Origin of the sequence: Micromonospora carbonacea (assembly GCF_014205165.1) — a bacterium.
GTDB classification, from domain to species: domain Bacteria; phylum Actinomycetota; class Actinomycetes; order Mycobacteriales; family Micromonosporaceae; genus Micromonospora; species Micromonospora carbonacea.
Genome location: NZ_JACHMZ010000001.1, coordinates 661,284 through 681,779 on the forward strand (window position 1 = coordinate 661,284; position 20,496 = coordinate 681,779).

The following is a 20,496-nucleotide window of genomic DNA, read 5'->3' on the forward strand; positions in this document are numbered from 1 at the left end:
CGACATGGTGTGGATCAAGCGCGTTCGGGGTCCTCAGGCCGGGCGGGTCAGCTCGACCTCGTCGCCGGGCAGGACCTCCACGCCGCCGTCCGGGCCGCGTACCTCCAGGACCGGCACGCCCTCGTCGAGCTGCATGGCCCGGCGCTCGGTGCCGCTGGGCATCCGCGCGACGACCGTGGCCCCCGGCGCCAACTCCACCCGCCGCCGCGGAGGCGCTTCCCGGACGAGGCTGCCCCGGCCGCGGTTGGTGGTGACCAGCCCCTCCGAGCGCAGGGTCGAGATCGCCATCCGGACCGCGTCCCGCCCGATGCCGTACTCCTGCATCAGTTGCGTCTCGCTGCCGATCGCCGAGCCCGCCGGGAGATCGCCAGCCTCGATCCGCTCGCGCAGCAGGTCGGCGAGCTGCACGTAGACGGGCGTGTGGGAGCGCGGATCGATGGTCATGGCATCAGCGTGGTGGCCTCGTGGGCGAGACTCCTCTTGGCTATATGGCAACAAGGCCTTGTGGCCATAAGGCTCCATGGCTATGGTTTCAGTTGCTCCCCCAGTTGGGACGGAAACCCGGAGCAGTCAGGCGAAGGAGCGGGGCGATGGTGGGTGGGTTCTTCAGGTGGGACGGTGGTGCCGGGTGGGCGTCGCGGAGGTTCGGGGCCGCGCCCGGCCCGCGCCCCTCGGCGTACGTGCCGTTGCAGCCCTGGCAGGTGCGCACCCAGCGGTTCCGGGCGGCCCGGTTCGGGCGACGCGGCCTGGACCCGGGGGAGGTGCGGGCGTTCCTGGACCGGCTGGCCACCGAGCTGACCGCCCAACACGAGGCGCTGCGGGCGGCCCGGCTGGAGGCGGTGCGGCTCGGCGGCGAGGTGCGCCGCCTGCGGGCCGAGCGCGCCCGCCAACCCCACGCGGGCCGACGCTGATGGCGGACCGGGGGCGGTACGTCATCCACCTGCCCGTGCTCGCCGTCGACCTGGCCGGCGCGGTGCGCCTCGCCCGGGTGGTGGCCCGCTGGGTGGGCGTGCTCTCCTGCGCGGACCCGGGGGAGACCACCGTGTCGGCGGAGGACGAGCAGGGCGTACGGCATCGGGTCTTCTGCGACCTGCGGCTGCCCGGCGGCCGGCGCTGCCTGCTCCGCGCCGACCACGACGGCCCCTGCGCCCGCCGTCCGGCTCGCTGAGGCAGGCGACCGCCGCTCGGATTGCCGGCATTCGGGGAATTCGACTACGAAGCTCCCGGTGGTCGGCCGGTGCCTTTGGGTGGCTGACAAGAGCGGTCGCCGACGGTACGCTATGGGCGCTCGAAATCGGAGCAAGCTATCCACCAGAGCCGCTGTGTCGAATCGCCACCAAGATGCATTGCGGGCAATGCTCGTGCGCCGATTGCTGTCACTGGCGACCACGCCTCCGTCCCCGTGGTGGCTGCGGCTTTCGATGATCGATGCCATTGCCGTGCATTACTACTAATGGGCTTCGTTTGAGGAGAGGTTAGCGATGCATCGGCCCAGAATGTCTCGATGGCGTCTACTGTCCGCCGTGTTGCTCGGCGTCCTGCCGGTTCTCGCCGCCGTCCCGTCCGCAGCGGGTGCCGGGCGCGGCGTGCTGCTGCCGGACTCGACGCCGACCTTCCGGCACCAACTGCTGGCCAAGGCCACTGCCGACGAGTGCTTCGCCGGGGTCGGGGTGCCCTATCCGGCCGGGCCGCCCTGCGCGCAGGGTCAGGCCAAGGTCAACCAGGCGTACGTGTGGTCGCTCGCCCAGGCGAACGGCCGGCTGTGGTTCGGCACCGGGGCGAATGTGAACTGCATCGTCGCCGGCACCACTCTCGCCCAGCCGACGCCCCGGCTGTACGACGACTACGTGTGCGAATACGCGAGCAGTCAGATCGTGGTGCAGAATCCGACCATGCCGACAAATGTCGGCGATCACCGGCAACCCCGGGTCTACGTCCAAGATCTCGCCTCCGGCGTGCTCACCGAGAAGACGGACGTCATCAAGAACCGGTCGACCGACGACCTGAACCGGTTGAAGCGGACGCTGGGACTGCGGGCCGGCGGGACCAACCAGGGAGTCGTCTTCCTTGCCGGGCCGGCCCTCGGCGCGACCGTCAACATGTTCGCTTTCGACACCGTCACCGGCGACTATCTCGGCTCGGCCAACTTCACCAAATACGGCAACATCCGCCACTTCCTCGTGGCCGACGGCGTCCTCTACGCGGGCGTCGGGGTGGGTGCCAACGGCAAGGACGGCGGATACCTGCTGCGCTGGGCCGGCGACCGGACCAACCCGTTCAACTTCGTCGAGGTCGGCAAGCTCCCGGCCCAGATCGCCGACCTGACGGAGCACGACGGCCGGATCTTCGTCAGCACCTGGTCGGCGTGGAGCGGCGGCGGCTCGCTGGCGGGCGGCTCAGCGGGTGGGTCGGCGGGCGGAAACCCGCCGCACACCGTCCTCGACCCGCTGCTCGAACGCCTCGGCGTCCGGCCGATCCAGGACGTCGACCCCACCATCGCCGGGGTGTGGATGAGCCCGCCGCTGAAGAACGGCGCGCCCGGCCTGACCACGGACGACGTCACCGGCTGGGAGCAGGTCTGGAGCGTCCAGCAGTACGAGCCGGATCCGCTGATCGCCACCACCTACGGGCTCGGCGCGCTGGTCTCCTACGGCGGCTACCTCTACTGGGGCACGATGCACGTGCCGATGAAGTCGACGAGCGTGGTCGCCGCCATGTACCCGCCGGCCGACGAGTACGCGGCCCGGGACACGCTGGAGAACACCCAGCGGGCGGTCAGCATCTTCCGGGGCCGGGGGTTCGGCCCGCTCCTCGGCGGGATCGACCTGATCGAGGACGTGGACCTGCTCTACGGCGAGCCGCAACTGCCCGTCTACAACGCGCAGGCGAACGCCGGCGCGGGCGGCTGGGAGAACATGTCCACCGGCTACAGCGCGCAGTTCGGGCGGATGGGGTTCGGCAACATCTACACGAACTACACCTGGACCATGGCCGTCACCGACGGCCGGCTCTTCGTCGGCACGATGGACTGGAGCTATCTCGCCAAGGACCTGCTGCCACAGACGGCGGCGCAGATGGGCTTCAGCGGCGCGGTCGAGGGGCTGAGCGACGGGCTGGACCCGATCACGATCGACCCGGAGCTCTACGGCGGCGACCTGTTCATGTTCGACTCGAACCTGCACCCGGCGACGGCGGTGGACACGAAGGGGCTGGGCAACCAGCTCAACTACGGCTTCCGCACCATGATCACTGACGGGAAGACCCTCTACCTCGGCATGGGCAACCCGATGAACCTGCGTACGGACCCGACCGACGACATCCCGGAAGGCGGCTGGGAACTGCTCAAGCTGACCTGGAGCTGACCCTGACCCCGGTGGGTCGCCCGGCTTGCCGGGCGACCCACCGGGGCGGGCTCGGGGCGGCGGGGCGGGGGCCGGAGTCGGCCTCGGGCCCGCTCAGGAGATGTAGTGCAGGATCACGTTGTGCACGTGGTGGCTCTTCTGCGCGCCCCGGAACTCGACCTCGTACGTGTGCGTGCCGACGTGGATGGCGATCGAGCCGGTGGAGAAGAACTCCCCGCCCCACGACTTGTTGCTCACCACGCTCACGCTGGTGATCTTCGAGTAGGGGATGCTGGTGATCGCGTACCGCTTGCCGACGAAGGAGCGGTCCTGGATGATCACCCGCCGGTCGGTGAGGCCGATGAACCCGGTGCCGGTGCCGACGGCGTCGTAGACGGCGATGATCTGCTCACCCGTGAGCAGGCCGCTCTGGATCTGTTGGAACTGCTCCTTGCGGTCGTATGTCGCATTCGCCATGACCCCACGGTAGGCGGGCTCGCCAAACAGGCGACCGCTCAGGAGCCGGTGACGGTGCGGTACGCGTCCTCGATGCGGGCCGCCAGCAGGACCTCGCCCTCGCTCAGCGGCGCGCCGTCGCCGTGTCCGACCCGGATCTGCGTCCGGTCCTCGCGGCGGCTGATCTCGGGGCGCAGGCGCAGGGCGTCGGCGACCACCTTCACCCGTTCGGTCAGCGCGGCGTGCTGGGTGTCGTCGATCACCAGCGTGCGCCGGATCTGCTCGCCCTCGCGGGTCCACCCGGTCAGCAGGGTGAGTGCGTCGCTCAGGTAGTCGTGCTTCGCCCGGCTCCTGAACAGCACCCGCATCACCGCACCTCCCAGGCGTCGTTGCCGGCTTGTGGCCAAATCGTCGCCGTCCCGTGTCTAAGTCGGTAACCCCAGTCTGTCGTCCGACGGAGGGTGTGTCCACGCCCACACTTCCCACTTCTACTGGCCTAGCGGACGGCCACGGTACCCAAACCGCCTATTGATCTGGCACGCTGGGAGCCCGTGCGGACCGAACGGGCTAACGAAAGCGGACAGACCGAGCGACGCGACCCGAAGGTGGTCGTCGGCGCGGCGATCATCGCCGACGGGCGGGTGCTGGCCTGCGCCCGGTCGGCCCCGCCCGAGGTGGCCGGCATGTGGGAGTTCCCCGGCGGCAAGGTCGAGCCGGGCGAGAGCGAGACCGCCGCCCTGGTCCGCGAGTGCGCCGAGGAGCTGGCCGTACGCGTGGAGATCGGCGACCGGGTCGGCCGCAACGTGCGGATGGCCCACGGCCGTTCGGTGCTGAAGGTGTACGCGGCCCGCCTGCTGCACGGCGACCGGCCGAAGGCCCTGGAGCACTCGGCGCTGCGCTGGCTCTCCGCGGCCGAGCTGGACACGGTGACCTGGCTGCCCGCCGACGCCCCCATCGTCGCCGCCCTGCGCCCCCTGCTCGCCGCCGACTGAAGCCGCCGGGCAGCAGGGAAGCGGGGACAGCCGGGCAGCAGGGGCGGCAGGACCAGGCGGGCGACCCCGGAAACGCCGGCGGGGGCCGGCGGCCTGCGCCGCCAGCCCCCGCCGTCTCGCCGTGGTCAGTGCTTGTCCTGCTCCGGGTGGGCGAAGTTGAGGTGCTCCGGGGGCAGCGGGAACTGCACGTCGTCGCCGAACGGCGACGGCGCGGCGGCCCGGTCGAAGGTGAGCTCCGTCAGCGGCAGCTTGCCGTTGTCGTCCACGGCCGGGGCGGTCGGCTTCGGCACCTCGCGGTGCCAGTTGACGCCGGCCTGGGCCTGCGCCTCGGCGGCCTGGTCGTGGGAGCCACCCGCGTGCGAGTGGACCCCGCCGGCGGCGGCGTGGGAGTGCACGGCGCCGCTGTGCGAGGCGCTGGTCACGCTGGTCTGAGGCACCTGACCCCTCCGGAAGATCTTGCTACCGAGCCATACCAGGGGATCGTACCTGCGGTCGACCACGCGCTCCTTCATGGGGATGATCGCGTTGTCAGTGATCTTGATGTGCTCGGGGCAGACCTCGGTGCAGCACTTGGTGATGTTGCAGAAGCCGAGGCCCTGCTCCGCCTGCGCGTACTCCTTGCGGTCGGTCTTCGCGTCGAGCGGGTGCATGTCCAGCTCGGCGGCCCGGATGAAGAACCGGGGACCCGAGAACGCCTGCTTGTTCTCCTCGTGGTCGCGGACCACGTGGCAGACGTTCTGGCACAGGAAGCACTCGATGCACTTGCGGAACTCCTGCGAGCGCTCGACGTCGACCTGCTGCATCCGGTATTCGCCCGGGGCCACGCCGGCCGGCGGCGCGAACGCCGGGGTCTCCCGCGCCTTCTCGTAGTTGAACGAGACGTCGGTGACCAGGTCCCGAATGATCGGGAACGTGCGCAGCGGGGTGACCGTGACGGTCTCGGCCTCCTCGAAGGTCGACATCCGGGTCATGCAGCCCAGCTTGGGCATCCCGTTGATCTCCATCGAGCAGGAGCCGCACTTGCCGGCCTTGCAGTTCCACCGGCAGGCCAGGTCCGGCGCGTCGGTGGCCTGGAGCCGGTGGATGACGTCGAGGACCACCTCGCCCTCGTTGACCTCGACCTGGTAGTCCTGCAGGTCGCCGCCGCTCTCGTCGCCCCGCCAGATCCTGAAGTGACGCTTGGTTCCCATTACTTGCCCGCCTCCTCAGCGAGGGCGTCGAAGTCCGCGAGCTCCTCGTCGGTCAGGTACTTGGCCAGTTCGGCCCGGTCGAACAGGGCGACCAGCTCGGCGCGCATCTTCGGCAGCGGCTTGTGGGTCAGCCGCACCGTGTCGCCGTCCAGGGCGCAGACCAGGTTCACCATGCGCCACTTCGGGTCCATCGCCGGGAAGTCCTCCCGGGTGTGGCCGCCGCGCGACTCCTGCCGCTCCAGCGCCGCCTTCGCGGTGCACTCCGAGACCACCAGCATGTTGCGCAGGTCCAGCGCGAGGTGCCAGCCCGGGTTGTAGCGCCGCCCGCCGGCCGCGCTGACCTTCGCCACCCGCTCGCGCAGCTCGGTCAGCCTGACCAGCGCGTCGGCCAGCTCGCCCTCCCGGCGGATGATCCCGACCAGATCCCCCATGACCGCCTGGAGGTCCTGCTGGAGGTGGTACGGGTTCTCCCCGGTGTCGCGCTGCAACGGCGCGAGCGCCGTCTCCACGGCCGCCTCGACCGCGCCGATCGACACCTTCGGGCGCGAGGTCAACTGATCGGCGTACGACGCCGCGTGGCCGCCCGCCCGCTTGCCGAAGACCAGCAGGTCCGACAGCGAGTTGCCGCCGAGCCGGTTGGAGCCGTGCATGCCGCCGGACACCTCACCGGCGGCGAACAGCCCGCGCACCGTGCCGTAGGCGGCGCCCGAGTCCGGGTCCACCTCGACGCCGCCCATCACGTAGTGACAGGTCGGCCCGACCTCCATCGGCTCCTTGGTGATGTCGACGTCGGCCAGCTCCTTGAACTGGTGGTACATCGACGGCAGGCGACGACGGATCTCCTCGGCCGGCAGCCGGGACGCGATGTCGAGGTAGACGCCGCCGGCCGGCGTGCCCCGACCGGCCTTGACCTCGCTGTTGATCGCCCGGGCCACCTCGTCGCGGGGCAGCAGCTCCGGCGGACGCCGGTTGTTGTCCGGGTCCTTGTACCAGCGGTCCGCCTCGGCCTCGTTGTCCGCGTACTGCTTGCGGAACACGTCCGGGACATAGTCGAACATGAACCGCTTGCCGTCGGAGTTCTTCAGGATGCCGCCGTCGCCGCGCACCGACTCGGTGACCAGGATGCCCTTCACCGAGGGCGGCCACACCATGCCGGTCGGGTGGAACTGGAGGAACTCCATGTTGATCAGCGTCGCCCCGGCGCGCAGGGCCAGCGCGTGCCCGTCGCCGGTGTATTCCCAGGAGTTCGACGTGACCTTGTACGACCGGCCGACGCCGCCCGTTGCCAGCACCACGGCCGGGGCCTCGAACAGGATGAACTCGCCGGACTCCCGGTAGTAGCCGAACGCCCCGGCGACCTTGTCGCCGTCGAGCAGCAGCTCGGTGATCGTCGTCTCGGCGAACACCTTGATCCGGGCGTCGTACGAGCCGAACTCGGCCTTGTCCTCCTGCTGGAGGGAGACGATCTTCTGCTGGAGGGTGCGGATCAGCTCCAGGCCCGTCCGGTCGCCGACGTGCGCCAGCCGGGGGTACTCGTGGCCACCGAAGTTGCGCTGCGAGATCTTCCCGTCCTTGGTGCGGTCGAACAGCGCGCCGTACGTCTCCAGCTCCCAGATGCGCTGCGGCGACTCCTTCGCGTGCAGTTCGGCCATCCGGAAGTTGTTGAGGAACTTGCCGCCGCGCATGGTGTCGCGGAAGTGCACCTGCCAGTTGTCCCGGCTGTTCACGTTGCCCATGGCGGCGGCCGCGCCGCCCTCGGCCATCACGGTGTGGGCCTTGCCGAACAGCGACTTCGAGATGATCGCCGTCTTCTTGCCCGCGAGCCGGGCCTCGATCGCCGCGCGCAGGCCGGCGCCGCCGGCCCCGATCACGACGACGTCGTAGTGGTGTCGTTCGATGCGATTCGTGGTCGTCATGTCAGGCCCTCTAGTTGATGAACCGCAGGTCGTTGAACCAGCCGGCCGCGACCGCCATGACGTAGAAGTCGGTCAGCGCCAGGGTGCCGAGGGTGATCCACGCGAGCTGCATGTGCCGGACGTTCAGCCAGGACACGCCGGTCCAGGCCTTGTATCGCACCGGGTGCTTGGAGAAGTGCTTGAGCCGCCCGCCGATGATGTGCCGGCAGGAGTGGCAGGAGATCGTGTACGCCCACAGCATGACCACGTTGACCAGCAGGACGACGTTGCCCAGCCCGAAGCCGAAGCCCTCCGGCGAGTGGAAGGCCAGCACCGCGTCCCAGGTGTTGATCAGCGAGATGATCGCGGCGGCGTAGAAGAAGTAGCGGTGCAGGTTCTGGCCCAGCAGCGGGAACCGGGTCTCGCCCGAGTAGCTGTCGTGCTTGTCCGGCACGGCGCAGGCCGGCGGCGACAGCCAGAACGACCGGTAGTAGGCCTTGCGGTAGTAGTAGCAGGTGAGCCGGAACAGCAGCAGGAACGGCAGGGTCAGCGCCGCGTCCGGGATGATCCACCAGCCGGGCAGGAACCTGCCGAAGTGGGAGGCCCCCTCGACACACCGGTCCGTGACGCACGGGGAGTAGAACGGGGTCAGGTAGTGGTACTGCTCGACCCAGTACCACTTGTGCATGAAGACCCGGACCGTCGCGTACGCCACCCAGGCGCTGAGCCCGATGACGGTGATCAGCGGAGCGAACCACCACCGGTCCGTCCGCAACGTCTTCGCCGCTATGGCGGCGCGCGCTCGCGCTCCCCGCGGCCTCGTTGCCGTTGAAGTCATTCGGTCGTCTCCCTGACGGGGCCCTCACGGGCGGCAGTTGTTCCGGTCGGCACGCGGACCGGCGACCCCGTACCCGCTGCCACCTCACCGCGCACACCAACGACCACACCGGCCGTACCGGCGCAGCTAGTTGACACACGTTACGCCGATCTCCGTGGGCCGTCCGCGCAAGGGAGTGTCCCGTGTGTCCGGCCTGCGGAAAAGTCCCCGCAACACGATCGATGTCGGATGTTAAGAACCTCACTCCCCGGCCGCCGCCAGAACCGGCGAGGATCATCCGCGCGGGTCAGCCGGACGCGCCCCCGGTGAAGTTCCAGGACGCCAGCCGCAGCGCCGGCGCGTCCCACCAGACGCCGTCGAACCGGTCCGGCTGCCGGACCGCCCGGCGGCCGATCCCGAGCACGGCCCCCGGGCCCAGCGCCCGGGGGTAGGACTCGGTGAACCGGAAGTTCTGCACCGCCCGCACTGGCACCCCGCCCTCCACGAGCCACACCCCGTTGCGGGTCAGCCCCGTGATCACCAGGCTCTTCGTGTCCAGCACCCGGGTGTACCACAGGTCGCTGACCAGCAGGCCCCGTTCCATCCCGGCGACCAGGTCGGCCGTGGCGTCGTCGACCAGCGGCCCCGCCGGCGCCGGCGACCCGTGCCCTGCCCCGTCGCCGTGCCCCGCCCCGGCGGCGTGCCCCGCCCCGGCGGCGTGCTGAGCCCGGTAGCCGCCGGCCGGCGCGTGCGCCGGAGCACCGGCGTCGCCCGCCGGGGCGGGGCCCGACAGCCGCAGATTGACCGGCATCGGGCCGAAGGTGGCTGCCTCCGGCGACGCGTGCCCGGTGGAGCCCACCCCGGCCGCCGCGCCGCTGCGCCGGTCGTGCGCCACGGCGACCGTGGTGCCGGCGTCGACCAGCGTCAGTGCCCGCCGGCCCGTGCCCTCCACGTCGAACGGCAGCCCCGACCCGGCGAGCGGGTCGTCGACCAGCGTGACCGCCGGATCGAACTGGGCCACGCCCGGCTCGGCGAAGGACTGCCGCTCGGCGTGCCGCTTGCCGTTGAAGCCCCACATGGCGAAGTTGTGCAGCAGGTCGGCGACGGCGGCCGGCTCCAGCACCACCTCGTAGCGGCCCGGGGGCAGCTCGACCGGGTCAACGGCCGCCCGCGCCTTCGCGGCGGCCCGGGCCCCCAGCGCCGCCCCGTCGAGGTCGGCCAGCCGGTCGACGTGCAGCCGGGCCACGCCGTCCGCGCCGCCGGTGCGGGCGATGCCGTCCATCGCCGCCGCGGCGGCGACGCCCTGCGCCGAGTGCCCGGTGGAGTTGGCGAACGCCGCCGCCCGGTAGCCGGTGCGGCAGTAGCCGGCGGCTTCCAGCCCGCCCACGGCGTCGACGAAGGCGCGCACCCGCTCGGCGCGCTCGCCCGGCTCGGCGAAGGCCGTGGCCTCGTCCCAGGCCGGGGCGGCGGGCACCGGCGAGCGCGGGGTCAGCCCCGGCCAGGCCGGATCCGGCGGGCAGAGGCGGGCCGCCGCGAGGACCCGCTCGACCAGGGCGGCCAGCCCCTCCGGGGTGACCACGCTGCCGCCGCCGGCCGCCGTGCGCCCGTCGGCGTGCACGCGCAGCCGCACGGAGACGCCCGACTCGGCGACGTTCTGGTGCACGAAGGAGTTGGCGAACCGGGTCAGCGCCAGGTCGGCGCGGGTGACCACCACCTCCGCCTCGGCCTGCGGCCCGGCCAGCCGGCGGACCAGGTCGACCACCTGGTCGGCGAGCCCCAGCACGTCCTCGCTCATGCGACCACCCCGCTGCGCTCGGCGGCCGTAGGAGACCTCATGGCACCGAGCCTGCTGCTTTGCTCGCTCACGCGCGCACCCCCACTCGGACGTTGCGGAACCGGGCCGGCGCGGCCGGGTGACCCGTGTGGCCGACCTGGCCGGGCTGGCCCTTGCCGCAGTTGGGCGTGCCCCAGGCGACGGTCTCGGCGGAGAGCATGTCCATCGAGCGCCAGAACAGCGGGCCGATGCCCGTGTAGGTCGGGTTGCGCAGCATCCGCCCCCGCCGGCCCCGCTTCACCTCCCAGCCGATCTCGCAGCCGAACTGGAAGTTGAGCCGCTTGTCGTCGATCGACCAGGAGCGGTTGACGTCCATCAGCACCCCGTCGTCGGTGGCGGCGACGATCTCGTCGAGGGTGTGCGGGCCGGGCTCCAGCCCGACGTTCGTCATCCGCACCATCGGCAGCCGCGCCCAGCCGTCGGCGCGTACGCTGCCGCCGTAGTCCAGGCCGGCGACGGCGGCCGAGTCACGGCCGGCGAGCACCCCCACCCACCGGCCCTCGCGCACCGCGTCCCGCCGCACCGCCGGGGAGCCCTCGTCGTCGAAGCCGAAGCTGCCCAGCGCGCCCGGGATGGTCGGGTCGATGGTGACGTTCATCAGCTCGGAGCCGTAGCGCAGCGAGCCGAGCTGCGCCAGGTCCAGCCAGGACGTGCCGGCGAAGGCGGCCTCCCAGCCGAGGATGCGGTCCAACTCGATGGCGTGCCCGACGGACTCGTGGATCTGCAACGCGAGCTGCTCGCCGCCGAGGATCAGGTCGGTCTCGCCCGCCGGGCACTCGGGCGCGGTGAGCAGCGCGCGGCTCTCCTCGGCGACCCGGGCGGCGTGCGCGGCCAGGTCGAGCCGGGTGACCAGCTCCCAGCCGGTCGTGCCGTACTGGCCGCGGTAGCTCGGGTAGGACCGGCGCTGGGTCTCGCCGTCGCCGATCGAGGTGGCCGAGATGCCGCCGCCGCACTCGCGGATGCGCTGGTCGATGCGGTGGCCCTCGCTGGAGACGAACCACTTCGTCGTGTCCCACACCTGGTAGAGGCCCTCGGCCAGGTCGGCGCCGTGCTCCCGCATCGTCGCGGTCGCGCCGACCAGCAGGTCGCCCTTGGCGGACAGGGCCACCCCGAGCGGGTCCACCTCGCACGCCGAGGACCAGCTTGCGACGACCGGCTCGGCCGGCACCAGGTCGACCTGCGGGCCGGGGACCCGGGCGCTCGCGGCGGCGATCAGCGCGGCCCGCCGGCCGGCGTCGCGGGCGGCGGCGTCCGACAGCTCCGGTACGGCGTGGAAGCCCCAGCCCGACCCCACCAGCGCCCGGACGCCCAGCCCGAGGCTCTCGTCCTGGGTCAGCTCCTCGACGTCGCCGTTGCGGGCCGACATCGACTCGTAGCGGCGGTGCATCACCCGGGCGTCGGCGTAGCGCGCGCCCGCGTCGAGGGCGGCCTGCACGGCGGCGGACGCCGCATCGAATCCGGTCATGACGACGCTCCGCCGCGCTGCGCGCCGCCCTGAGACACCGGGCCAGATGGATGGTTCGCTCGCTGGCGCTCGCTCATGCGCCCGACCCTAGGGGACGGGACCGACATCCGTCAGGGGACGAGATCCTCGGGCCGGATCTTCGCCCGGACGGGCTCGACCAACTCCAGAATCTCGCCCCGCTGGGCGGCGGAGTGCTCCACGTAGTGGGCGTGCCGACGCCGGTGCAGGCGCAGCGCGCCGGTCTCCTGCTCGACCAGCAGGTGCCAGTCGATGTGGGCGGCGGCGTAGTAGTGCATCTTCAGCACCTTGTCGGTGGACGCGTTTCCCGGCGAGATGATCTCGCAGACCAGCCGGACGTCGGCCGCCGCCACGTAGACGTCGTCGAGGTCGACCGGGTCCGTGACGACGAGGTCGGGAACGGGCACCCGCCCGGGCCGGAGCCGGACGTTCACCGCCTCCAGCAGCTCCAGTCCGGCCGCCTCGGCGGCCGGTTCGAGGATGTTGCCCAGCTTGCGGGAGATCCGTTGGTGGCGTGGGGTGGGGGCCGAGGTCAGGTGGAGGCTCCCGTCGAAGAGTTCGACCCGTTGCGATGTCTCGCCGAGGGCGAGCTGCTCCTCCTCGGTCCACGGTCCGTCGTGGTCGAACACCGCCGCGGTCATGGTCACCTCCACCTCGATCGATCGGGCCCGGATCCTCTCCCGGCCGCCCCCACCGCAGTCGCACCCGACGTGCGACCTGTGCGCTGCGCCGGTCTCGCGATCAGGGGTGTCGGAGGGAGTTGCCGAGTCGTTACGCTCAGCACCGCTGACAGCCCTCGATCTGTAGCTTATTTTCAGCCTCAGTGATCTGTTGTAGTTTCTCTTCTTCGTCACTGGGGAGGTGGTCGTGGGCGAGCCGGCACCGGCGTCCGACCCGTACCTGCGGGTCGACGACCTGCGGGTGCGCTTCGACACCGCCGACGGCACCGTCCGCGCGGTCGACGGGGTCTCCTTCGCCGTCGAGCGGGGCCGCACCCTCGCCGTCGTCGGCGAGTCGGGCTCCGGCAAGAGCGTCACCTCGCTGGCGATCCTCGGGCTGCACGACCCGAGGCGCACCACCGTCACCGGCGGGATCTCCGTCGGCGGCCGGCAGCTCGTCGGCCTGCCCGAAGAGGACGTCCGCCGGCTGCGCGGCCGGGACGTCGCGATGATCTTCCAGGACCCGCTGTCGGCGCTGCACCCCTACTACACCGTCGGCCGGCAGATCGCCGAGGCGTACCGGGTGCACCACCGCCGGGCCGGGCGGCGGGAGGCCCGGCGGCGGGCCGTCGACATGCTCGGCCGGGTCGGCATCCCCCAGCCGGAGCGGCGCTACGACCAGTACCCGCACGAGTTCTCCGGCGGCATGCGGCAGCGGGCGATGATCGCCATGGCCCTGGTCAACGACCCGGCCCTGCTGATCGCCGACGAGCCGACCACCGCCCTCGACGTCACCGTGCAGGCGCAGATCCTCGACCTGCTCGCCGACCTCCAGGCCGAGTTCCGCTCGGCGATCATCCTGATCACCCACGACCTCGGCGTGGTCGGCCAGGTCGCCGACGAGGTGCTGGTGATGTACGCCGGCCGGGCCGTCGAGCACGGCAGCGCCGAGCAGGTGCTGCGCCGGCCCCGGCACCCGTACACCTGGGGTCTGCTCTCCAGCGTGCCGTCGCTGCACGGTGACGCCGACGCGGACCTGGTGCCCATCCCCGGCAACCCGCCCAGCCTGATCGACCTGCCGCCGGGCTGCGCCTTCCACCCCCGCTGCCGGTACGCCGACCGCACCGGCGGCCGCTCGCGCGTCGAGGTCCCGGCGCTGGCCCCGGCCGGCGAGCCCGGCCACCTGGCGGCCTGCCACCTGCCGGCCGACGAGCGCGCCCGGCTGCACGCCGCGGGCGTCGCGCCCACGGGGGCGGCCCGATGAGCGAGCCGCTGCTGCGGGTCAGCGGGCTGACCAAGCACTTCCCGGTGCGCACCGGGTTCCGCGCCAGCGGCCTGGTGCGGGCCGTCGACGGCCTCGACTTCGCGGTGCGCCCCGCCGAGACGCTCGGCCTGGTGGGGGAGTCCGGCTGCGGCAAGAGCACCACCGGCCGGCTGCTGGTGCGGCTGCTGGAGCCGACCGCCGGGCGCATCGAGTTCGCCGGCCGCGACATCACCCACGCCGGGCGGCGGGAGCTGCGCCCGCTGCGCCAGGACCTCCAGATCATCTTCCAGGACCCGTACGCGTCGCTGAACCCCCGGCACACCGTGGGCCGGATCGTGGCGATGCCGCTGCGGGTCAACGGGATCGACCCGCCGGGCGGGGTGCGCCGCCGGGTGCAGGAGCTGCTGGAACTGGTCGGGCTCAACCCCGAGCACTACAACCGCTACCCGCACGAGTTCTCCGGCGGGCAGCGCCAGCGCGTCGGCATCGCCCGGGCCCTCGCGCTGCGGCCGAAGCTGATCGTCGCCGACGAGCCCGTCTCCGCCCTCGACGTGTCGATCCAGGCGCAGGTCGTCAACCTGCTGCGCGACCTGCAACGCGACCTCGGGCTGGCGTTCGTGTTCATCGCCCACGACCTCGCGGTGGTGCGGCACTTCTGCCAGCGGGTCGCCGTCATGTACCTGGGGCGGATCGTGGAGATCGGCGACCGGGCGGACATCTACGAGCGGCCCCGGCACCCGTACACGCGGGCCCTGCTGTCGGCGGTCCCGGACCCGACGCGGCTCGGCCCCGGCGGGCGGATCCGGCTCACCGGCGACGTGCCGACGCCGCTGGACCCGCCGTCGGGCTGCCGGTTCCGCACCCGCTGCCCCAAGGCCCGCGACGTCTGCGCCACCGAGGAGCCGGCCCTGGTGCCCCGCGACGGCAGCGGGCAGTCGGTCGCCTGCCACTTCCCGGAGCCGGACGGTGCTGGCGACCTCCCGGGGCACGACGGTGCTGGCGACCTCCCGGAGCCGGACGGGCGCGGCGCGACCGGCGCGAGCGGCGTGAGCGGTACGGAGGTGACGGCGTGAGCCTGTCCCCGGTCGAGGGCGTGGCCCTCGCGGAGATCGAGTCGACCGGCGACGGCCCCGGGGGCTCCCGCGTCGTCGGCCGGTCGCCCGGCCAGCTCGCCTGGGCCCGGCTGCGCCGGGACCGCACGGCCGTCGTCAGCGCCGCGGTGCTCGCCTTCTTCCTGCTGGTCGCGCTCGCCGTGCCGCTGATCGAGGCGCTGTACGGCATCGGCCCCCGCGAGCAGTTCCAGGGCCGGCTGGACGGCTTCGGCATGCCGCTCGGCTATGCCGGCGGCGTCACCGGGGAGCACTGGTTCGGGCTGGAGCCGGGCCTGGGCCGGGACATCTTCATCCGGATGGTGCACGGGCTGCGCACGTCGCTGTTCATCGCGATCGCCGCCGCCGTGATCACCGCCGCGATCGGCGTCGTGCTCGGCACCCTCGCCGGCTATCTCGGCGGCTGGCTCGACGCGGTGGTCAACTGGATCACCGACCTGACCCTGGCCATGCCGTTCCTGATCATCGCGCTGGCGCTGACCCCGACCATCGCGCTGCGCTTCTACGGCCAGCGCGAGGAGGTGCCGCCCGCGTTCCAGATCGGCGTGCTCATCGCCATCTTCGCCCTGTTCGGCTGGACCAGCACCGCCCGCCTCGTGCGCGGGCAGGTCATCGCGCTGCGCGAGCGGGAGTTCGTGGAGGCCGCCCGGGCCAGCGGGGCCGGGCTGGGGCACATGCTGTTCCGCCAGCTCCTGCCGAACCTCTGGGCGCCCATCCTGGTGTCGTTCTCGCTGGCCGTGCCGTCGTACGTCACCGGCGAGGCGGCGCTGTCGTTCATCGGGGTCGGGCTCACCGACGCCACGCCGAGCTTCGGCCGGATGATCTACCGCAGCCTCGACTACCTCCAGACCGACCCGGCGTACGTCTTCTTCCCCGGCGTGACGATCTTCGCGCTGGTCTTCGCCTTCAACCTCTTCGGGGACGCGCTGCGCGACGCGCTCGACCCGAAGTCGTCCCGGTAGGAGGGCTGCACCGTGGCGCGGTTCCTGGTCAAGCGGCTGCTCTCGGCGACGCTCACCCTGTTCGCGGTGAGCGTGCTCAGCTTCCTGATGTTCTTCGCCCTGCCCCGCGACCCGGTCAGCGGCATGTGCCCCAAGAACTGCAACCCGGAGCGCCTGGAGCGGGTCCGCCAGGAGTTGGGCCTGCGCGACCCGCTGGTCAGCCAGTACGCCGGCTACATGAAGGGCATCGTCGCCGGGCGGGACCTCGGCAGCGCCCAGGGCGGCCGGTGCGACGCGCCCTGCCTGGGCTGGTCGTACGTCACCAACGAGGCGGTCAGCGACACCATCGCCCGGGTGCTGCCGGTGACCCTGAGCATCGTCATCCCGGCGGCGGTGCTGTGGCTGCTGCTCGGCGTCGGCCTGGGCATGGTCTCGGCGCTGCGCCGGGGCACCTGGCTGGACCGGCTGGCCATCGGCTTCTCGCTGACCGGCGCGTCGTTGCAGCTCTACTTCGTCGGCGCGGTGCTGCTGCTGGTCTTCGTCTACCACCTGCGGCTGCTGCCGGTGCCCGGCTACACCCCGCTGTTCGACGACCCGCTCAAGTGGGCCGGCGGCCTCGTGCTGGCGTGGGTCTCGCTGGCGTTCCTCTTCTCCGCGATCTACGCCCGGCTGTCGCGGGCGCAGATGCTGGAGACGCTGTCGGAGGACTTCGTCCGCACGGCCCGCGCCAAGGGCCTGACCAAACCCCGGGTGTACGGGCGGCACGCGCTGCGCGCGGCGATCACCCCGGTGGTGACCATCGCGGGGCTGGACGTGGGCGGGGCGCTGGGCGGCACCGTCATCACGGAGACCACGTTCGGCATCCAGGGGCTCGGGCGTACGGCCGTCGACGCCGTCCGCGCCGGCGACCTGCCCACCATCATGGCGACCGTGCTCATCGCCGCGGTGTTCGTGGTGCTGGCCAACGTCGTGGTGGACCTGCTCTACGCGGCGATCGACCCCCGGGTGCGGCTGCGCTGAACGTTTCGACGGGATTCATCCGACAGAGGAGGTAGGAGATGCGACCACGCGCAGCGGCCGGCGTCGGCGGCGCCATCGCACTGGTGGTGGCGCTGGGGGCGTGCTCGGAGAACACGGGCGAGGGCACCACGGTCGACACCGGCCGGCAGCAGACCGGCGTCATCGCCACCGACCCGAAGGACTCGCAGGGCCCGGCGGCCGAGGTGAGCGGGGCGCGCAGGGGCGGCACGTTCACCATCATCCGGGAGACCCCGATCTCCCACCTGGACCCGCAGCGGACGTACTCGTTCGCGGGCCTGATGGCCAACCCGCTCTTCGCCCGCTACCTGACGACCTGGAAGGACGACGGCAAGGGCGGCCTCGTGCTCGTCGGCGACCTGGCCGAGACCCCGGGGACCAACGTCGACAACGACTGCAAGGTCTGGCAGTTCACGATCAAGCAGGGCGTGAAGTTCGAGGACGGCAGCCCGATCACGTCGAAGGAGATCGCGTACGGCATCGCCCGGTCCTTCGACCCGGACCTCGCCGGCGGCCCCACCTACCTCCAGGAGTGGCTGGCCGACACCCCGCAGTTCGACACGAAGTGGGACTTCACGAAGAACAAGGGCGCGCTGCCGCCCGGCCTGACCACCCCGGACGAGCGGACCCTGCGCTTCGAGTTCGCCAAGCCCCGCTGCGACCTGCCGTTCGCGGTGTCGCTGCCGACCACCGCGCCGCTGCGGCCCGACAAGGACACCGGGGTCAACCTGGACCAGCGGCCGTTCTCGTCCGGGCCCTACAAGATCGCCAACAACCAGGTCGGCGTGCAGCTCACCCTCGACCGCAACCCGAACTGGGACCCGGCCACCGACCCGGTGCGCCACCAGTACCCGGACCAGTTCGTGTGGAGCTTCGGCCCCACCGCCGACGCCGCCAACAACCGGGTGATCGCCGACAACGGCCCCGACCAGAGCGCGCTCGCCTTCAACTCCGTGCCGCCCTCGCTGGTCGCCCGGGTGGCCCAGGACGCGGCGCTGAAGTCGCGCACCATCCTCTCGCCGACGCCGAGCGCCAACCAGCTCGTCATCAACAACCAGCGGGTGACCGACCTGAAGGTCCGCCAGGCGCTGAACTACGCCATCGACCGGGAGGGCCTGGTCAAGGCGCTCGGTGGGCAGACCGTCGCCCAGCCGCTGACCACCCTGATGCCGCCGGCCACGATCGGCTTCCAGGCGTACGAGGCGTACCCGGCCGGGGCGAACGGCGACGTCGACAAGGCCAAGGAGCTGCTCGGCGGCAAGACGCCCGAGCTGGTCCTCGGCGTGGCCGACAACACCGACGAGCAGGTGCAGGCGACCCAGCTCAAGGGCAACCTGGAGCGGGCCGGCTTCAAGATCACCGTGCGGAACATCCCGGACGACGCCAAGCTCGACGAGGTCAAGAAGAAGAACAACCCCTGGGACCTCTACATCGGCAACTGGGCGGCGGACTGGCCCAGCGGCGCGTCGATCCTGCCGGTGCTCTACGACGGCCGCACCATCAAGGCCGAGGGCAACAGCAACCAGTCGTACTTCAACGACCCGGCGATCAACGCCGAGTTCGACCGGATCCTCGCCCTGGAGCCGGCGAAGCAGGGCCCGGAGTGGGCCAAGCTCGACCAGCGGATCATGACCGAGCACGCCCCCGTGGTGCCGCTCTACGTCGACGTGGCCTACAACGTGCACGGCTCCAAGGCCGGCGGCGTCTTCATCTCCAGCGTCTTCGGCTACCCGTCCTTCGTCAACGCGTACGTGAAGCAGTGAACCACCGCTGACTACTCGTCCGGCCCGGCCACCTCAACCACCTGAGAGGGCACATCCGATCTACGGATGTGTCCTCTCAGGCTTTCCGGGCGACCGACTGGGTGACCTGTGTCCCGCCATGCAGCCTTGAACGGGTGATCCGGGCGGCGGATCTCGGAGTCGGAGTTCGAAGACGGGGCACTAGCTGATCGACATGTCCGCCGCTATCACCAGACGACCACGGGGGGAGCAGTTTGGGGAGGTGAGGGAAAAATTGCAGGTATGGATTGAACTCTATGCGAGCCCCTGTGTGCGTGGTGTTATCGAGATGGGAGAAGGACAGGGGTGATTCGAGCATGGCAGCCAAACCGCACTTCGCTGCGTCGGCTTCCAGCACCAGTCGGGACTGGCGGACGGTGCTGGCCTCGTCGGACGTGTACGCCGTGCTGTCCGACCCGGCGGTGATGGCGGATCCGCTGCCCCTGGCTGCCTGGCTGCGGGAGAACGCCCCCGTGTACCGGAGAGCGAACGGCGAGTACCTGGTCAGCCGCTACGAGGACGTCTCCCGTCTCTTCCGGGCCCCGCCGGATCACATCCGGGTGCAGGCGGCCGGCATCCTCCGGTCCGGGGCCATGGAACAGCACCCGAGCGTTCGTCGGCTGGCGGACACCATCGGGCTCCGGAATCCGCCCGAGCACACCCGCCTCAACCGGGTCTACCTGCGGTACTTCACTGCCGCACGGGTGTCCGCGCTCCGAGAGCGGACCCGGGTGATCGTGGCGGACAGCGTCCGAGACCTCACGGCGAGATTGACCGCCGGACAGCAGGCGGACCTGCACGAACTGGCGACGGCTCTGCCCACGCACATGATGAGCCTGCTGCTGGACCTGCCCCCGGCGGACATCTCCTGGCTGAACACGTGCGTGTGGCGCATCGAGCAGCCATTCGATCCGACGCTCACCGACGCCCGCCTGTCCGACGCGGATCGCAGCAGTGCGGAACTGGACGCCTTCGTGACGGATCTGGTGGCCCGTCGGCGCGGCAGCGGAGGCAGCGATCTGATCACGGCACTGGCCGACACGAGAGATGACGAGGGTGGCCTTTCGCAGAACGACATCATCGCCATGGTGTTCACCATCCTCGCGGGCGGAGGGCCCACCATGGCCTGGGTCATCGCCTTGGCGCTGTGGCGCACGCTGGTCCGTCGTGAGCACGTCGACCGCCTCGACGGACCCCCCGGCGGGGCTGCGGCGTACGTCGAGGAGTTGCTGCGGTTCGAATCGCCGGCGATGTACAGCCCGATCCCGCGAGTCGCCGTACGCGACATCGAACTGGGGGGTGAGGTTCTCCCTGCGGGCTCGCGGATCTACGGGCTGATCACCGGCGCCAACCACGACCCCCGGGCGTTCCAGGATCCTGGAGTGTTCGATCCGTCGCGCTTCGATCCCTCGTCACGGCGGCGTGTCGCTGCCCCCGTGCTGGCCTACGGCACGGGGATCCACCGCTGCGTCGGGGCGCACCTGGCCTCGATGGAGCTTGAGGTGGTCTTCGAGGAGATCCACGCGCTCCTGCCGGACCTGCACCTGGAGGGGCCGGTGACGTGGGGACGCACCTCGTACAGCCGCAGTGTCACCGCGCTCCCGGTCCGGCTGGGCACGCCGGCTCCGGCGCGGTCGGAGCACGAGCGGCCATGAGGCGAATTCAAGTTCCCCGGCAGGGCGGAGAGAAGTCCGTG

Annotated in this window: 19 protein-coding genes; 10 read left to right on the plus strand and 9 right to left on the minus strand. The window is 71.5% G+C overall.

Annotation, left to right across the window (positions count from 1 at the left end; genetic code table 11):
• Window positions 1–33: 33 nt before the first annotated feature.
• Window positions 34–444, minus strand: coding sequence for a GntR family transcriptional regulator (locus HDA31_RS03050; RefSeq protein WP_178066361.1), 411 nt, complete (start codon window positions 442–444; stop codon window positions 34–36).
• A 146-nt stretch (window positions 445–590) separates the two neighbouring features.
• Between HDA31_RS03050 and HDA31_RS03055 the strand changes: the two genes are divergently transcribed.
• From HDA31_RS03055 to HDA31_RS03065, 3 genes are all read left to right on the plus strand, one after another.
• Window positions 591–911 carry a DivIVA domain-containing protein gene (locus HDA31_RS03055; RefSeq protein ID WP_178066360.1) on the plus strand — a complete coding sequence of 107 codons (321 nt, stop codon included), beginning with the start codon at window positions 591–593 and terminating at the stop codon, window positions 909–911.
• Window positions 911–1,168 carry a hypothetical protein gene (locus HDA31_RS03060; protein WP_178066359.1) on the plus strand — a complete coding sequence of 86 codons (258 nt, stop codon included), beginning with the start codon at window positions 911–913 and terminating at the stop codon, window positions 1,166–1,168. The genes HDA31_RS03055 and HDA31_RS03060 overlap by 1 nt, the downstream gene beginning before the upstream one ends.
• Window positions 1,169–1,523: 355 nt before the next feature.
• On the plus strand, window positions 1,524–3,362 hold the full coding sequence (locus HDA31_RS03065; RefSeq protein WP_246384137.1) for a hypothetical protein: 1,839 nt from the start codon (window positions 1,524–1,526) through the stop codon (window positions 3,360–3,362).
• Between the two features lie 93 nt (window positions 3,363–3,455).
• Here HDA31_RS03065 and HDA31_RS03070 read toward each other — a convergent pair whose 3' ends face one another.
• Together HDA31_RS03070 and HDA31_RS03075 are read right to left on the minus strand one after the other, a co-directional pair.
• Entirely contained in the window at window positions 3,456–3,818 is a 363-nt protein-coding gene (locus tag HDA31_RS03070; protein ID WP_043965760.1) for a PH domain-containing protein, read from the minus strand.
• Between the two features lie 38 nt (window positions 3,819–3,856).
• Window positions 3,857–4,165 (minus strand): 4a-hydroxytetrahydrobiopterin dehydratase, encoded by a 309-nt coding sequence (locus HDA31_RS03075; RefSeq protein ID WP_074472620.1) that lies wholly within the window; start codon window positions 4,163–4,165, stop codon window positions 3,857–3,859.
• Window positions 4,166–4,348: 183 nt separating this feature from the next.
• On the opposite strand from HDA31_RS03075, the gene HDA31_RS03080 reads away from it, so the two are divergent.
• Window positions 4,349–4,789 carry a (deoxy)nucleoside triphosphate pyrophosphohydrolase gene (locus HDA31_RS03080; protein ID WP_043965766.1) on the plus strand — a complete coding sequence of 147 codons (441 nt, stop codon included), beginning with the start codon at window positions 4,349–4,351 and terminating at the stop codon, window positions 4,787–4,789.
• A 125-nt stretch (window positions 4,790–4,914) separates the two neighbouring features.
• Here HDA31_RS03080 and HDA31_RS03085 read toward each other — a convergent pair whose 3' ends face one another.
• From HDA31_RS03085 to HDA31_RS03110, 6 genes are all read right to left on the minus strand, one after another.
• Complete coding sequence (locus HDA31_RS03085) at window positions 4,915–5,979, minus strand: succinate dehydrogenase/fumarate reductase iron-sulfur subunit (protein ID WP_178066357.1); 1,065 nt, start codon at window positions 5,977–5,979, stop codon at window positions 4,915–4,917.
• Window positions 5,979–7,895 (minus strand): fumarate reductase/succinate dehydrogenase flavoprotein subunit, encoded by a 1,917-nt coding sequence (locus HDA31_RS03090; RefSeq protein ID WP_178066356.1) that lies wholly within the window; start codon window positions 7,893–7,895, stop codon window positions 5,979–5,981. Before HDA31_RS03090 ends, HDA31_RS03085 begins: the two co-directional genes overlap by 1 nt.
• A gap of 10 nt (window positions 7,896–7,905) precedes the next feature.
• Complete coding sequence (gene sdhC, locus HDA31_RS03095) at window positions 7,906–8,712, minus strand: succinate dehydrogenase subunit SdhC (protein ID WP_074472623.1); 807 nt, start codon at window positions 8,710–8,712, stop codon at window positions 7,906–7,908.
• A 286-nt stretch (window positions 8,713–8,998) separates the two neighbouring features.
• On the minus strand, window positions 8,999–10,486 hold the full coding sequence (locus HDA31_RS03100; protein WP_178066355.1) for a metallopeptidase TldD-related protein: 1,488 nt from the start codon (window positions 10,484–10,486) through the stop codon (window positions 8,999–9,001).
• 67 nt (window positions 10,487–10,553) lie between these two features.
• Entirely contained in the window at window positions 10,554–11,990 is a 1,437-nt protein-coding gene (locus tag HDA31_RS03105; RefSeq protein ID WP_178066354.1) for a TldD/PmbA family protein, read from the minus strand.
• A gap of 110 nt (window positions 11,991–12,100) precedes the next feature.
• Window positions 12,101–12,649 (minus strand): Uma2 family endonuclease, encoded by a 549-nt coding sequence (locus HDA31_RS03110; RefSeq protein WP_178066353.1) that lies wholly within the window; start codon window positions 12,647–12,649, stop codon window positions 12,101–12,103.
• Between the two features lie 226 nt (window positions 12,650–12,875).
• On the opposite strand from HDA31_RS03110, the gene HDA31_RS03115 reads away from it, so the two are divergent.
• The 6 genes from HDA31_RS03115 to HDA31_RS03140 all read left to right on the plus strand — a co-directional run bounded on the left by HDA31_RS03115 (window position 12,876) and on the right by HDA31_RS03140 (window position 20,455).
• Complete coding sequence (locus HDA31_RS03115) at window positions 12,876–13,931, plus strand: ABC transporter ATP-binding protein (protein WP_178066352.1); 1,056 nt, start codon at window positions 12,876–12,878, stop codon at window positions 13,929–13,931.
• Window positions 13,928–15,004, plus strand: coding sequence for an ABC transporter ATP-binding protein (locus HDA31_RS03120; RefSeq protein WP_246384134.1), 1,077 nt, complete (start codon window positions 13,928–13,930; stop codon window positions 15,002–15,004). Before HDA31_RS03115 ends, HDA31_RS03120 begins: the two co-directional genes overlap by 4 nt.
• A complete protein-coding gene (locus HDA31_RS03125) occupies window positions 15,001–16,002 on the plus strand; it encodes an ABC transporter permease (protein ID WP_178066351.1) in 1,002 nt (333 codons plus the stop codon). The genes HDA31_RS03120 and HDA31_RS03125 overlap by 4 nt, the downstream gene beginning before the upstream one ends.
• 12 nt (window positions 16,003–16,014) lie before the next feature.
• A complete protein-coding gene (locus HDA31_RS03130; RefSeq protein WP_178066350.1) occupies window positions 16,015–17,001 on the plus strand; it encodes an ABC transporter permease in 987 nt (328 codons plus the stop codon).
• Window positions 17,002–17,039: 38 nt separating this feature from the next.
• Window positions 17,040–18,782: an ABC transporter substrate-binding protein gene (locus tag HDA31_RS03135; RefSeq protein ID WP_178066349.1), complete on the plus strand. Its 1,743-nt coding sequence runs from the start codon at window positions 17,040–17,042 to the stop codon at window positions 18,780–18,782.
• 335 nt (window positions 18,783–19,117) lie between these two features.
• A complete protein-coding gene (locus tag HDA31_RS03140) occupies window positions 19,118–20,455 on the plus strand; it encodes a cytochrome P450 (protein ID WP_178066348.1) in 1,338 nt (445 codons plus the stop codon).
• Window positions 20,456–20,496 lie beyond the last annotated feature (41 nt).